The 13,375-nt window shown below is 65.5% G+C and carries 14 protein-coding genes; 2 read left to right on the top strand and 12 right to left on the bottom strand.

Features of this window, described 5'->3' with window-relative positions; genetic code table 11:
• Positions 1–774, top strand: a complete 774-nt coding sequence (thiG, locus tag EV560_RS02560) for a thiazole synthase (RefSeq protein WP_131853688.1) — start codon at positions 1–3, stop codon at positions 772–774.
• Complete coding sequence (locus EV560_RS02555) at positions 771–1,535, top strand: thiamine phosphate synthase (RefSeq protein ID WP_131853686.1); 765 nt, start codon at positions 771–773, stop codon at positions 1,533–1,535. The genes thiG and EV560_RS02555 overlap by 4 nt, the downstream gene beginning before the upstream one ends.
• Before the next feature lie 354 nt (positions 1,536–1,889).
• Here EV560_RS02555 and EV560_RS02550 read toward each other — a convergent pair whose 3' ends face one another.
• The 12 genes from EV560_RS02550 to EV560_RS02495 all read right to left on the bottom strand — a co-directional run bounded on the left by EV560_RS02550 (position 1,890) and on the right by EV560_RS02495 (position 13,315).
• Positions 1,890–3,095, bottom strand: a complete 1,206-nt coding sequence (locus EV560_RS02550) for a mandelate racemase/muconate lactonizing enzyme family protein (RefSeq protein ID WP_131853684.1) — start codon at positions 3,093–3,095, stop codon at positions 1,890–1,892.
• 9 nt (positions 3,096–3,104) lie between these two features.
• A complete protein-coding gene (locus EV560_RS02545; RefSeq protein ID WP_131853682.1) occupies positions 3,105–4,223 on the bottom strand; it encodes a mandelate racemase/muconate lactonizing enzyme family protein in 1,119 nt (372 codons plus the stop codon).
• A gap of 246 nt (positions 4,224–4,469) precedes the next feature.
• On the bottom strand, positions 4,470–5,486 hold the full coding sequence (locus tag EV560_RS02540; protein ID WP_131853680.1) for a TRAP transporter substrate-binding protein: 1,017 nt from the start codon (positions 5,484–5,486) through the stop codon (positions 4,470–4,472).
• Between the two features lie 35 nt (positions 5,487–5,521).
• Entirely contained in the window at positions 5,522–6,805 is a 1,284-nt protein-coding gene (locus EV560_RS02535) for a TRAP transporter large permease (protein ID WP_131853678.1), read from the bottom strand.
• Positions 6,802–7,347, bottom strand: a complete 546-nt coding sequence (locus EV560_RS02530; RefSeq protein ID WP_248311857.1) for a TRAP transporter small permease — start codon at positions 7,345–7,347, stop codon at positions 6,802–6,804. Before EV560_RS02530 ends, EV560_RS02535 begins: the two co-directional genes overlap by 4 nt.
• Entirely contained in the window at positions 7,307–8,083 is a 777-nt protein-coding gene (locus EV560_RS02525) for a FadR/GntR family transcriptional regulator (protein WP_165923286.1), read from the bottom strand. Before EV560_RS02525 ends, EV560_RS02530 begins: the two co-directional genes overlap by 41 nt.
• Before the next feature lie 303 nt (positions 8,084–8,386).
• The gene (locus EV560_RS02520) at positions 8,387–9,127 is read right to left on the bottom strand and encodes an amino acid ABC transporter ATP-binding protein (protein ID WP_131853674.1); all 741 of its coding nucleotides are present in this window, start codon (positions 9,125–9,127) and stop codon (positions 8,387–8,389) included.
• A complete protein-coding gene (locus tag EV560_RS02515; protein ID WP_131853672.1) occupies positions 9,108–9,761 on the bottom strand; it encodes an amino acid ABC transporter permease in 654 nt (217 codons plus the stop codon). Before EV560_RS02515 ends, EV560_RS02520 begins: the two co-directional genes overlap by 20 nt.
• Positions 9,761–10,420 carry an amino acid ABC transporter permease gene (locus EV560_RS02510; RefSeq protein WP_131854701.1) on the bottom strand — a complete coding sequence of 220 codons (660 nt, stop codon included), beginning with the start codon at positions 10,418–10,420 and terminating at the stop codon, positions 9,761–9,763. The genes EV560_RS02515 and EV560_RS02510 overlap by 1 nt, the downstream gene beginning before the upstream one ends.
• 251 nt (positions 10,421–10,671) lie before the next feature.
• A complete protein-coding gene (locus EV560_RS02505; protein WP_131853670.1) occupies positions 10,672–11,478 on the bottom strand; it encodes a transporter substrate-binding domain-containing protein in 807 nt (268 codons plus the stop codon).
• A 68-nt stretch (positions 11,479–11,546) separates the two neighbouring features.
• Positions 11,547–12,530, bottom strand: coding sequence for a 2-hydroxyacid dehydrogenase (locus EV560_RS02500; RefSeq protein ID WP_131853668.1), 984 nt, complete (start codon positions 12,528–12,530; stop codon positions 11,547–11,549).
• Between the two features lie 23 nt (positions 12,531–12,553).
• Positions 12,554–13,315: a GntR family transcriptional regulator gene (locus tag EV560_RS02495; protein ID WP_131853666.1), complete on the bottom strand. Its 762-nt coding sequence runs from the start codon at positions 13,313–13,315 to the stop codon at positions 12,554–12,556.
• Positions 13,316–13,375 lie beyond the last annotated feature (60 nt).

Here is a 13,375-nt window from a genome sequence, read left to right as displayed (position 1 = left end):
ATGGCTGCAAGCGAAAACCTCGTCATCGCCGGCGTGGAACTGGCCTCGAGGCTGTTCATTGGCACGGCCGGCTATCCGAACCAGCGCATCATGGTCGATGCCGTCGAGGCCAGCGGCTCCGATCTGGTGACGCTGTCGCTGCGGCGTATCTCGCTGCAGGGCCATGGCTCGGATACGGCGCGGCTGCTCGCGGGCAAACGCTTTCTGCCCAACACGGCCGGCTGCGAGACGGCGCGCGACGCGATCCTCACTGCCGAGCTGGCGCGCGAGGCGCTCGGAACGAACTGGATCAAGGTCGAAGTGATCGGCGACCGCGAGACGCTCTATCCCGATGTCGGCGAGCTCTTGGAGGCGACGCGCCAGCTCGTCGATCGCGGCTTCGTCGTGCTGCCCTATTGCAACGACGATCCGGTAATCTGCGCGCGCCTGGCCGATCTCGGGGCGGCGGCGGTGATGCCGATGGGCTCGCTGATCGGTTCAGGCATGGGCGTCGCCAATCCCGCGAATCTCGAGCTGATCTGCGCGCGCTCTCCCGTGCCGGTGATCGTCGATGCCGGGATCGGCACGGCCTCGGATGCGGTGATCGCGATGGAGCTGGGCGCGAGCGGCGTGCTGCTCAATACGGCCGTGGCGAAGGCCGATAATCCCGTGCAGATGGCGCGGGCGATGCGGCATGCGGTCGAGGCGGGCTACGAGGCGCGGATGGCCGGGCGCATCCCGAAGCGGGGTCGGGCCGAGCCGTCGAGCCCTCAGCTCGGGTTGGTCGGTTCGTGAGGGACTTGCCGGACCGGCTGCTCGTCGTCACCGACCGGCAGCAGGCGCGGCGGCCGCTCGAAGAGGTGGTCGCTGCTGCGCTGGATGGCGGCGCGCGCTGGGTGTGGCTGCGTGACCGCGATCTGGAGGTATGCGAACGGCGGGCCTTGGCGAAGCGGCTGCTGCGGCTCACTCAGGCGGCTGGCGCCACGCTGACGATTGGCGGCGACGTCGCGCTTGCGGCCGAGGTCGGAGCGCAAGGCGTGCACTTGCCGTCCACGGCGCTGGAGGATGGCGAAAATGCCTCCTCCGTCATGGTCGGGCTGGTCCCGACCATCCACGCCTTTGCGCCGGACATGCCGAGCGGGCCGTTTGAGCAAGGCCTACGCATGGTGTCCGCGTCGCAAGACGTGGATGCTCGGCACAAGGCCGAGCATGACGGTGAGGGTAAGCCGTCGCTGGTTGGCATTTCCGCGCATGGCGAGGCGGATATCCGCGCCGCGATGGCAGCGGGTGCCGGCTATGTGACGCTCAGTCCGATCTTCGAGACGGCGAGCAAGCCGGGCTACGGGCCGGCCTTGGGATTGGCCGCGATCACGCGCGCGGTTCGAATTGGCCTGCCCGTCGTCGCGCTCGGCGGGATTGGGCCGGACCGTGCGGCCGCCTGTATCGAGGCCGGTGCCGCCGGCGTCGCGGTGATGGGCGAGGTGATGCGCGCGGATGATCCGGCTGCGGTGATCCGCCGTTATCTGGTGGCGCTACAGCTTTCCAGCGCGCGTTGAGAACCTTTCTCCCGGGAGTGAAGTCGGTTGTGATCGACGTAGCCACATGTCGAGCTGATCTCGCGCAAGCCCGAGATGAGGGGCTGCAGCCAGACGCTTCGGCTGTGGCTGAACCGTAGCTTCACCGTCATTGCGAGCGCAGCGAAGCAATCCAGACTCGTAGCGCTCGACGGCCTCTGGATTGCTTCGCTGCGCTCGCAATAACGAGCGCGGCAAAGGCACCCGATTGCGAAAATGGCGGTCCGGCGGGCTCTCATCCGGTCCTGCCGGGCCACCTTCTCCCACCCGGAGAAGGTAAGAGCCCGGCTCGCCCGGCCGTACTGTCTTCGGCTGTCTGAGGGAGAAAGCCGGGCCTCAAATCTCTCCGAGTCTGCTGACCCGCACGATCGAATCCGCGCGTTCCTCGATGCCCGGCAGCAGCTCCAGGCCGAGGCCCGGCTTGTCTGTCATGGTGATCATGCCGTTCTCAGCCTTGGGCAGTTCGGTCACCAGCTCGGTGTACCAGCCGGTGTAGAAGGCGCGGACCGATTCCTGGATCAGCGCGTTGCGGGCGTGCAGCGAGAAATGGCACGACGCGGCGTAGACCACCGGGCCGGTGCAGTCATGCGGGGCGACCGGGGTATGCCAGGCTTCCGCCATGCCGGCGATCTTGCGGGCTTCCGAGAGGCCGCCGCACCAGGAGAGGTCGAGCATCACCACGCCGGCCGCGCCGCTTTCGAGATAGTCGCGGAAGGAATGGGTGTAGGCGAGCGTCTCGGAGGCGCAGACCCAGGCCTTGGAATGCCTGGCGTATTCCGCGAGGTCGTGGACATTGTCGAGGCGGAACGGGTCCTCGTGCCAGTAGGTGTCGAACTCGGCCAGCCGCTCGGCCAGCTTCTTCGCCATGGGCAGGCTCCAGAGCGAGTGGAACTCGACCATGATGTCCATCTTGTCGCCGACGGCCTTCCGGATCTTCCGGAAAGGCTCCAGCGCCGTGTTGAGCTCCTGGGGCGTGATGTCCCAGCCGGCGGTGCGCTCGGCGGCGATGTCGAAGGGCCAGATCTTCATGCCGGTGATGCCCTGCTCCAGCAGGGAATGCGCCAGCTCGTCGGCCCGGTAGAGGAAGCCTTCGAGGTCCTCGTAGGGGCCGCCCTGTTCGCCGACATGCCAGTTGGCGACGGCCTGGGAGCGGGCATCGCGAATGTACTTGTAGCCCGCGCAGGTGTTGTAGGTGCGGATGGTGTCGCGCGACTTGCCGCCGAGCGCGACCGAGACCGGCTGGCCGACCGCCTTGCCGTAAATGTCCCAGAGCGCGATATCGACGGCGGAATTGCCGCGCGTCTCGACGCCTGAGCCGCGCCAGCCGAGATAATTGTTCAGGCTGGCATTGCGCGCCTCGATCTGGAGCGGATCCTTGCCGAGCAGCTTGGGCGCGACGCTCTCGTGCAGATAGGCCTCGACCGCGGCGGCGCCCATGAAGGTCTCGCCGAGGCCGACGAGCCCCTCGTCGGTGTGGATGCGGACCCAGACGAGGTTGCCGAATTCGGTGAGGCGGATGGTTTCGACTGCTGTGATCTTCATGTCTCGTGCTCAGGCAAGCGGCTTGGCGTAGCGGGAGAACGCGTCCGCGGTCGGGGTGGTGCCGGCGCCGGGCTGCTGCGGGCGCAGGAAATAGCCGTCGGCGACATTGGCCGGCTCGGCGAAGGCGTCCTTGATCCAGGGAATGTATTCGAGCAGCGGCGTCGCCTGGTGCCAGTAGGCGAGGTGGACATGGACCTGGCTCATCTCGCCGGCATGCGGCGCGACCGGCAGGCGATGCGCCAGCGCCAGTTCCGCGACCTGGATGTATTCGGTGATGCCGCCCAGCCGCGTGACGTCGGGCTGGACGTAGTGGATCGCATCGGCCGAGGTGAAGGCGCGGAAGGCATCGAGCGAATAGAGCTGCTCGCCGAGCGCGACCGGGATCGAGGTCGATTTCGCCAGCGCCGCGTGCGAGCCGACATCATCGTACCAGAGCGGCTCCTCGAACCAGAAGATGTCGAGCCCTTCGGCGCGGGTGCAGAAGCGTTTGCAGGTCGGCAGGTCCCATTTGCCGTTGCCGTCGATCGCCATGGTGACATGGTCGCCGATGGCGCGACGCACGGCCTCGAGGCGGCCGATATCGGTGCCGATATCGGCATGGCCGACCTTGATCTTGACGCGGCGGAAGCCGTCGCGCTCGACCGCCATGCGGGCGCCCTCGACCAGCTCGTCCTTGGGGATCGAGAGCCAGCCGATATCGGTGTTGTAGGCGTCGAGCTTCTGCTTGCTGGCGCCGCCGAGCATGTGCCAGAGCGGCACGCCGGCCGCCTTCGCCTTGAGGTCCCAGAGCGCGACGTCGATGGCGGCGAGCGCGAGCTGGGTGATACCGGCGCGGCCGACCCATTGCAGGGCGGGATGGCGGGCGAGCTTGAGCCAGAGCCGGCTGATCTCGGAGGCGTCCTCGCCGGCGAGAAGCGGCGCATAGCAGTCGCGGATACAGGCTGTGATCAGCCGGTCGGAGGCGAGATCGGCATGGGTGCCGGTGAAGCCGTAGCCCTCAAGCCCGTCCTCGGTGACGATCTTCGTTCCGACGACGCCCCAATGGCTGATGCGATGGGTCGAATCGGCAATCGAGCCGCCGGTGACCGGGATATGCAGGATGAACGGTTCGATACGGGCAATCTTCATGGTGCTGAGGCCTTTGGGAGATGAACCGATCGGCCAGCCGTCATTGCGAGGAGTTTAGCGACGAAGCAATCCAGGGGCGGCCGGGCGCCCAGTCCTCCTGGATTGCTTCGCTGCGCTCGCAATGACGCTGAATCGAGAGTCTTGCCGCGGCAGCTTATGCCGTCATCCCGGCGCTGCGTTGTGCTTCGGCCGGGATGAGTGGATGCTGCGTGCGCGCAGCTTCTCCGAAAATCGGAGCTCCCTGGATCAGTTGCTGCCGCGGATCTTGGTCAGCTCGGCCTTGAGACGCTCGATCGTATCCTTGCCGATCGTGGCCTCGTGGCGCTGATAGACGGCTGCGGTCGCCTCACGCATCTTGGCGAGTTCCTCGGGGGAGACCTCCGAGACCTGCATGCCTTCCTTCTTGAGCTTGGCAAGCGACTTGTCGTTCAGCTCGCGCGAGACACGGCGCTCTTCGTCACGTCCGACGATCGAGCAATCGGTCAGGATGGTCTGCTCCTCCGGTGAGAGCTGGTCCCAGAGCTTCTTGGAGTAGAGCACCAGGAACGGCGTATAGGCGTGGCGCGTCATCGTCAGGTATTTCTGCACCTCGTACATCTTCGAGGTGTCGATGGTGACGAGCGGGTTCTCCTGGCCGTCGATCGCGTGCGTCTCGAGCGCCGCAAAAACCTCGCCGAATGCCATCGGGGTGGCGTTGGTGCCCATGCTCTTGAAGCTGTCGAGGAAGATGTTGTTCTGCATCACGCGGACCTTGAGGCCGGTGAGCTCTTCCGCCTTCGAGACGGCGCGCTTCGAGTTGGTCAGGTTGCGGAAGCCGTTCTCCCAATAGGAGAGGTTGACCACGCCGAAATTCGGCAGTTTGTCGGAGATGTACTTGCCGAAGCTGCCGTCGAGCACGGCATCGGCTTCCTTCTCGTTGGTGAAGAGGAAGGGCAGGTCGAAGACGCCGAGTTCGGGCATGATGCCGACCAGCGGCGAGGAGGAGGTGATCACCATCTCCTGCGTGCCGGCGCGCAAGGCCTGGGTCGCCTGCAGGTCACCGCCGAGCGCGCCGCCCCAGAAGGCCTGGATCTTGAGCTTGCCGCCAGACTTCTCGGCCATGCAGGCCTTCATCTTGGCGACGCCATTGCCGACCGGATGGTCTTCGTTAATGCCGTTGGAGACGCGGATATTGCGGTCCTTGATCTGCGCCTGGGCGGTGGCACCGGCCAGGGCCGCGATAGCGACGCCGGCGAGGATCGAGACGAGACGTGAGCGAAGCATGGGTTTCTCCCTGTTTGCCTTGTTGTGGGTCGGAATCAGCGACCGCTCAGCCAGGCGAGCGGAACGGTCACGAGTTGCGGGAACAGGATCATCAGGAACATCATGATCGACTGGGCGACCAGGAAGGGCCAGACCCCCCTGATGACCAGGCTCATCGGGATGCGGGCGACACCGCAGACGACGTTGAGCACGATGCCGACCGGCGGGGTGATCAGGCCGATGGCGTTGTTGATGATGAAGAGCACGCCGAAATAGATCGGGTCGATGCCGGCCTGCTTGATCACCGGCATCAGCACCGGCGTCAGGATCAGCACCGTCGGCGTGAAGTCGAGCGCCGTGCCGACGACCATCACCAGCAGCATGATGATGATCATCAGGATCGTCTTGTTGCCCATGAAGGGCTCGAGGATCGCTGAGAGCTCGGCCGGGATATTGGCCTGGGTGATCAGCCAGGCGGAGACCACGGCGGCGGCGACGAGCAGCATGACGGCGCTGGTCGTCTTCGCGGCCGTCAGCGCGACCATGTAGAGGTCCTTCAGCTTGAGTTCGCGGTAGACGAACATGCCGACGACGAGCGCGTAAACCGTGGCGACGACGGCCGCCTCGGTCGGCGTGACGATGCCGAAACGGATGCCGCCGAGAATGGCGATCGGCATCAGGAGCGCCAGTGCGCCATCCCAGGTCGCCTGCAGGCGCTCCTTGCCGCTACGGCGGGGCAGGACCTTGATCTCGTCGTGGCGGCAGACGATCGCCCAGGCAATCACCAGGGCCACGCCGATCAGCAGACCCGGCACGACGCCGGCGAGGAAGAGCCGGGTGATCGAGAGATTGGCGGCGACGCCAAAGACGATGAAGCCGATCGAGGGCGGGATGATCGGAGCGATGATGCCGCCCGACGCGATCAGGCCGGCGGAGCGACCGGTGTCGTAGCCGGCCTGGCGCATCATCGGCAGCAGGATCGAGGCCAGCGCCGCGGTATCGGCCGCGGCCGAGCCGGAAAGCGAGGCCATGATGATCGAGGCGAAGATCGCGACATAGCCGAGGCCGCCATGGAGATGGCCGACCAGCGAGAGCGCGAAATTGACGATGCGCTTCGACAGGCCGCCGGCATTCATCAACTCGCCGGCGAGCAGGAAGAACGGGATCGCCAGCAGCTGGAAGGAATCTGCGCCGATGATCATGTTCTGGGCGATGATCTGGGTGTCGAAAACACCGAGCCAGAACATCAGGCAGACGGCGCAGACGATCAGCGCGAAGGCGATCGGCATGCCCAATGCCATCGCTCCGCAGAGCGAGAGGAGGAAGATGGCGACGGTCATTCCAGGTGCCCCTTCAGGTTATGCGAGGGGCTGTTGCTGTAGTCGCCGGCGAACTCGTCGAGCTCATAGGGGGCGAGCTTGCCGGCCAGCGCGCGGTAGAGGCGGGCCAGCGTGATCAGTCCGATGCCGGCGCCGGCGAAATAGAGCACGCCATAGACGTAGCTCATGCTCAGTCCGGTGACGGGGGCGACTGCGGAGGCGTTGATCTCCTGCTGCTTCCAGGTGCCGTCGAGCAGCATGACGCAGCAGGCCAGGATCATCAGGTCGCTGATGATCATGCAGACCAGCCGCTTGCGGCGATCGAGCGCGCCGACCAGCGTGTCGACGCCGAGATGGCCGTTCTCGCGCATCACCACGACAGCGCCGATATAGGTCAGCCAGACGAAGAAATAGCGCGAGAGCTCTTCGGAGACGTCGATGCCGGAATTGAACAGATAGCGCAGTACGACATTGCCGAAGACCATCACAACCATCGCCGCAAGCAGGGCGACCAGGATGACCTCAAGCGCGCGTAAGACCCATCGCTCGGCTCTTGCTAGCATTGAGCGCTCCTTCAGAGTTTCTTGTTGTCGGATTGGTGCCGGCCCTGGAATGACCCAGCTCCATATCGGCGCGGGCGATCATCAGCAGCGCGATCATGGCCTCTCGCGCCCGCTCGGGTTTGCGCGTGGCGATGGCGCTGGCGACATGGCGGTGGATCTCGACCGAGGCCTGAGCCCGTTCGTGGTCGAGCATCGACAGGCGGAACGAGGCTTTCAGCACTGCGCGCAGGATCGGCGAAAGCTGGACCAGCAGGATATTGCCCGCGGCCTCCAGGATGGCCTCGTGGAAGCGCAGGTCGGCAGCTTCGTGCTCGCCCTTGCTCAGAGCGGCGGCCATTTCGTCGAGAGTTTGTCCGATCGCCGCGATCTGCGCCTGGCTGCCACGCTCGGCGGCGAAGGCAGCGGCGGCCGGCTCGATCATGCTACGAAGCTCGAGCAGATCGCGCTCGAAGCTGCTCGCCATGTCGGCCTCGGTGATCCAGTCCATCACCTGCGGATCGAGCAGGCGCCACGAGGAGAGGGGCTGAACGCGCGAGCCGACGCGCGGGCCGGTGGTGATCAGGCCGAGTGCCTGCAAGGTCTTGGTCGCCTCGCGAATGACGGTGCGGCTGACCGCGAAGCGCTCGACGAGTTCGTCCTCGCGCGGCAGCGCGCCGCTTTGCCCGATCTCGCCGGCGACGATCATCCGCCCGAGGCGGTCGACCAGATGCGCATGGAAGCTCGAAGGGCGGCTCATGGTCAAGGTCATATCATATGATGATTGGCCGGCAAGCCTGGGTCGTGATTAGACTATGGACTCAGGGTGGGGTGGGACACGCCGGATGGCCGCGCCCGTCGTTGCGAGCCCGGGTCCTGGCTTCGCCAAGCCCGAGCACAGGCTCCGCGAAGCACTCCAGGGGAGTGCGGGAGGCCCTGGATTGCTTCGCTGCGCTCGCAATGACGGGGGAGCTGTGGGCAGGCCACAGCTCAAGCATCCAGCCGCAGGCCTTCACCCCTACCCCTTTCCCATCCAGGAGAGAGGATCCCAGGCCTCTCGGAGCTAGTGCACGCCGGATACGCCGGCGGTGACGAAGTTGCGCAGCTCGGTCGTCTCCGGCGCCGAGAAGAGCTGCTTGGAGGGGCCGCTCTCCCAGATCTTGCCCTGGTGCATGAACACGGTCGTGTCGGCGACGGTGCGGGCGAAATTCATCTCGTGGGTGACGAGCAGCATGGTCATGCCGCCCTTGGCGAGCTTCTCCATGACGAGCAGCACTTCGCCGGTCAGCTCGGGATCGAGCGCCGAGGTGACCTCGTCGAAGAGCATGACCTTGGGCCGCATCGCCAGCGAGCGGGCGATGGCGACGCGCTGCTGCTGGCCGCCGGAGAGATTGTCCGGATAGGAATCGAACTTCTCGGAGAGGCCGACCTGGGAGAGCACGTCGCGGGCGAGCGTGTTCGCTTCGCTGTCGGAGACGCCCTGGGTGATGCGCGGCGAGAGCATGATGTTCTGCCCGACGGTCAGGTGCGGGAAGAGATTGTAGCTCTGGAAGACGATACCGACATCCTTGCGCAGCTCGCGCAGGCGCTTGGGATCCTGGTCGACCTTGTGGCCGGCGACCTCGATCTGACCGGACTGGAAGACCTCGAGCCCGTTGATGCAGCGCAGCAGCGTGCTCTTGCCGGAGCCGGAGCGGCCGATGATCGCGACCACCTGTCCGGTATCGACGCTGAGCGAGACGCCCTTGAGCACCTCGAGGTTGCCGAATTTCTTGTGAACGTCGTCAATGACTACGGCTGGCATTCATCACCTTTTCCAGATGGCGGCTGAGCCGGGAGAGGGGGAAGCAGATGGCGAAATAGATCGCCGCGACCAGGGTGAAGATCTGGAAGGCCTGGTAGGTCGCGTTGTTCACCAGCATGCCGGCACGCATCAGGTCGACGAAGCCGACGACCTGGACGATCGATGTGTTCTTCACGAGTTGCACCAGGAAGCCGACCGTGGGCGGCAGCGAGATGCGCAAGGCCTGCGGCAGGATGATGTAGCGATATTGCTGTCCTGGCGTCATGGCGAGCGAGGCCGAGGCCTCCCATTGCTGGCGCGGCACCGACTCGATGCAGCCGCGCCAGATCTCGGCGAGATAGGCCGAAACGTAGATGGCGAGCGAGGCCGAAGCCGCCAGGAAGGGCGGCAGCTCGATGCCCATTGCCGACAACCCATAATAGCTCATGAACAGCACCATGAGCACCGGAATCGACTGGATCACCAGAATGTAGCCGGCGGCGAAACGGCGCAGGAACTTGACGCGCGAGAGCCGCATGATGGCGAAGATGCCGCCGAAAATGCCGCCGATGACGAAGGCGATCGCGGTGAGCGCGATCGTCCAGCCTGCCGAGCGCAGGATGAAGAGAACCTCTGGCCAACCGAAGGTCTGCATCAGGCGGCCTCCCCATGCGCTTCGGTGACGCGCGCGAGGCCGGAAACCTGCGGGAAGATCTTGTGGCCGAGCCAGTTCAAGAAGAGCTTCAGCGAGAGAGCCAGCACGAGATAGAGCACGGTGACGATGATGTAGGTCTCGAAGCTGCGGAACGTGTCCTGCTCGATGATCGCGGCCGTGCCGGAAAGCTCCTGGACCGAGACGAAGGAGCAGATGCTGGAGGCGAGCATCATCAGCACGAACTGGCTCGACAGCGCCGGCCAGACCCGGGCGAAGGCCGGCTGCAGCACGACATACTGGAAGACCTGGCGCTTGCTCATGGCGAGCGCCATGCCGGCCTCGATCTGCGATTTATGGATGGAGTCGACGCCGGCGCGGATGATCTCGGTCGCGTAGGCCGCGAGGTTGAGCGTCATCGCCAGGATCGAGGCCTCGAGCCCGGTCATGCGGATGCCGAGTTGCGGCAATCCGAAGAAGATCATGAAGAGCTGCACCAGGAAGGGCGTGTTGCGCATCAGCTCGACATAGGCGTCGACGACATAGCCGGCCCAGCTGCCCGCCAGGCTGCGGAATGCCGTGAGCAGGATCGCCAGGGCGAGGCCGAGCACGATCGCGCCGAAGGACAGCGCTATGGTCAGCATGACCCCGTTCAGGATCATCGGCCATTTCGAAAGGACTTCTTGGAACAGCAATGGCGCGCTCCTTCGGCCTCAGGGACCGCGTGATACGTTTTGCTGGCGAGGCCGTCTGAGGCGACCGCCCGCGCTTCCAGTGCTTGCGTACCGAAATACGCTCGGCTCCGGTTCTCAGCGGCCGCGCCAGCCAGCTCGCGCCGGCGACATCTCAAACGGTCTCTGAGAGGTCGAGGATGGCCGGCGCGCTGCAACGCGCCGGTCTCCAGGCTACGCGATCAGAAGGTGGGCAGCTGCGGCAGCGGGCTGCCGACCCACTTCTGCGAGATCGCGTCGAGCTCGCCGTTCTGCTTGACGTAGTAGATGAAATTGTTGAGCCACTGGCGCAGCTCATAGGCGTCCTTGCGCATGGTCATCGAGTTCGGCTGCATGCCGAAGACGAACTTGAGTTCGGTCTCGGTCTCGCCGCGCGCCTTCATGGCGGCGTTGGCCTGGGCGTCCGGGCCGGCGATCGCCTCAACCTGGCCGGAGAACAGCGCCTGCATGGTGGTGGCGTCGTCCTCGAAGCGCAGGATGGTGAGGTTCAGCTCCTTCTCGCGGTTGGTGAACTCGCGCTCGACGCTTGAGCCGCGGTTGACGCCGACCTTGCGACCCTTGAGGTCTTCCCAGGTTTTGATGTTGACGTTCTTCTTGGCGTAGATGCCGGTCTGGAAGGCGCTGTAGGGGATCGAGAACATCACGGCCTTGGCGCGCTCGGGCGTCGGGGCCAGCGTGGCGACGAGGAAGTCGACCTTGTTGGCTTCCAGCGCCGGGATACGGGCCGGCGGGGTGAGCTGGACCATGTCGACCTTGACGCCGAGATACTTGCCGATCAGCGCGATGACGTCGGCATCGTAGCCGATGGCGTTACCCTGCGAGTCGACGGAGCCATAGGGCGGGGCGCCGATCAGCACTCCGATGCGGACCGAGCCGCGCTTGATGATGTCGGTGATCGTCTGGGCCGAGGCCTGGCCGGCGCCGGCGATGAGGCTGCCGCCGAGCGCGAGAACGGCCGCGGCGGTCTTGAGATGCTTGAACAGTTTCATGGGTCGTTCCTTGTTTCCCGGCTCATCTTGATTATGGCCCGGCTTCGTGCGTCCGGTTCTGGAGAGCGTCAAGGCGCGATGCGGCCCTGACGCACAACATTCACGCAATCTAATCCTTTTAGACGACGTCCGACGTTGTCGGCGATGGTCTGCTGGCGGCGGCGGATGGTGCCCGTGGTCCAGCCCGACATGTGCGGCGTCATCACCAGATTCGACAGCTCGTGGAAGGGCAGGGCGGAGGGCTGCGGATTGGCGCGGCCCGGCCCCGGATACTGGTACCAGGTGTCGATGATGGCGCCGCCGATCTTGTCCTGCTTCAGGGCGTCGTAGAGCGCGGCCTCGTCGATGGTCGGGCCGCGGCCGACATTGATGACCACGGCGTTCTTGCGCATCCCGGCGAAGGCGTCGGCGCCGACGATGCCCTTGGTCTCGTCGGTGAAGGGCACGGAGACGACGATGGCGTCGGCCGAGCCCCAGAACGCGTCGAGCTGGTCGAGCGTGAAGCTTTGATCGACCAGTTCTGAGGTCGCGACCTTGCTGCGGTTGGCAACGACGACCTTCATCTCGAAGGCTTTCGCGCGAGCGGCGATCGCCTTGCCGATATGTCCGAAGCCGAGCAGGCCGATCGTCGTGCCGGCGATCTCGCCATGGACGCGCTCGGGCGCGCCCGCCCACCAGGTCCACTGGCCCTTGCGCAGGTCGGCATCGGCGGCAGCGAGCGGGATGTTGCGGGCGAGCAGGGCGCTCATCACGTATTCGGCGATGGCCTGCTCGTGGCCGAAGCAGTTGCAGACCGTGGTGGCCGGCGGCAGCGCCGCGAGATCGACCGCGTCGTAACCGGCGCCGGGCACGTGGAATAGCTTCAGCCCGGCCGGCACCGGCAGGCTGGCGTCGAACTTGGTGGCGACGATGACATCGGCCTGCGCGTAGGTCGCGCGGCCAGCGTCCGAGAGCACGTCCGGCAGGACGCTGATCTCGGCCGGGGCTTCGAGCAGCTCGGCGAAGCCGTGGCTGAAGGAGGCGGCGTTCTCGCCGTGGAATACGATACGCATGATGTCAGCAGACTTTCCGCGGGTCAGGCGCCGAGCAGGGGCTCGACGCTACAATCCAAAAGAGCAGGGTCGATCCGGGCCTCCATCGTCTCGAACATGCCGTCGACGAAGGTGATGAGCGCGTCGGAGGCCGCGACGGCGCGATCGACATGGCGATTGGCGACGGCGTTCAGCACCGCGATATGGCAGTCGGTGGTGCCGTCGAGATTGTCGTCGCCCGAGGTGAAGCTGTGGTGGATGAAGCCGATCCGCCGGAAGATCGTGTGCAGCGGCCGCAGCGTATGCTCGAGGAAGGGCTCGCTCGCCGCGGCCAGGATCATGCGGTCGATCTGACGGTCAAGCGCATTGAACTCGGCGAGCGTGAGCCTGTCCTTCTTCTCGCGCAGCAGGCGCTCCATATGCAGCATCTGGTTGCGATGCGACTGGCTGGCGCGCTCGGCCGCGAGCTGGATGACGAAGCGCTCGATGTCACGGCGCAGGCGCAGCAGCATGCGTTCGCGGGCCAAGTCGATCGGTGCGATCTGCAGGCCGTGACGCGGGCGAATGCGGATCAGCGTATCGGCGGCAAGCCGGTTGACGGCGTGGTGGACCGGCGTGCGGCCGAAACCGGTCGCGTCCTGCAGGTCCTGCATCGTGAGGTAGCGCCCCGGCCGAAGCTCGCAGCGCACCAGCATCTCCTCGAGCTTCTGATAGGCGAGCTCGAAGAAATTGATCCGGTTACGGCGCTTGGGGGCAGCGGCTTCGCCGATCTCGACCAGCTGAAGCTGGCTCCGTCCTTTGGCCATGTCACGCTTCCTCTGCGGCTGGGCTCATTGTCCGGCCCGGCTCTTGGCGGGACAATAATC

This window comes from Allobosea sp. BK604 (genome assembly GCF_004341515.1).
GTDB lineage: Bacteria > Pseudomonadota > Alphaproteobacteria > Rhizobiales > Beijerinckiaceae > Allobosea.
The sequence above is the reverse complement of the archived record's forward strand: the minus strand, read 5'-3'. Positions and strand labels throughout refer to the sequence as shown.

Bases quoted from the DNA above. Each gene is read 5' to 3' on its own strand.
- EV560_RS02535 (WP_131853678.1), bottom strand. From the start codon at position 6,805: ATGACCGTCGCCATCTTCCTCCTCTCGCTCTGCGGAGCGATGGCATTG.
- EV560_RS02540 (WP_131853680.1), bottom strand. From the start codon at position 5,486: ATGCTTCGCTCACGTCTCGTCTCGATCCTCGCCGGCGTCGCTATCGCG.
- EV560_RS02505 (WP_131853670.1), bottom strand. From the start codon at position 11,478: ATGAAACTGTTCAAGCATCTCAAGACCGCCGCGGCCGTTCTCGCGCTC.
- EV560_RS02495 (WP_131853666.1), bottom strand. From the start codon at position 13,315: ATGGCCAAAGGACGGAGCCAGCTTCAGCTGGTCGAGATCGGCGAAGCC.
- EV560_RS02500 (WP_131853668.1), bottom strand. From the start codon at position 12,530: ATGCGTATCGTATTCCACGGCGAGAACGCCGCCTCCTTCAGCCACGGC.
- EV560_RS02520 (WP_131853674.1), bottom strand. From the start codon at position 9,127: ATGCCAGCCGTAGTCATTGACGACGTTCACAAGAAATTCGGCAACCTC.
- EV560_RS02525 (WP_165923286.1), bottom strand. From the start codon at position 8,083: ATGAGCCGCCCTTCGAGCTTCCATGCGCATCTGGTCGACCGCCTCGGG.
- EV560_RS02510 (WP_131854701.1), bottom strand. From the start codon at position 10,420: ATGATCCTGAACGGGGTCATGCTGACCATAGCGCTGTCCTTCGGCGCG.
- EV560_RS02545 (WP_131853682.1), bottom strand. From the start codon at position 4,223: ATGAAGATTGCCCGTATCGAACCGTTCATCCTGCATATCCCGGTCACC.
- EV560_RS02550 (WP_131853684.1), bottom strand. From the start codon at position 3,095: ATGAAGATCACAGCAGTCGAAACCATCCGCCTCACCGAATTCGGCAAC.
- thiG (WP_131853688.1), top strand. From the start codon at position 1: ATGGCTGCAAGCGAAAACCTCGTCATCGCCGGCGTGGAACTGGCCTCG.
- EV560_RS02515 (WP_131853672.1), bottom strand. From the start codon at position 9,761: ATGCAGACCTTCGGTTGGCCAGAGGTTCTCTTCATCCTGCGCTCGGCA.
- EV560_RS02530 (WP_248311857.1), bottom strand. From the start codon at position 7,347: ATGCTAGCAAGAGCCGAGCGATGGGTCTTACGCGCGCTTGAGGTCATC.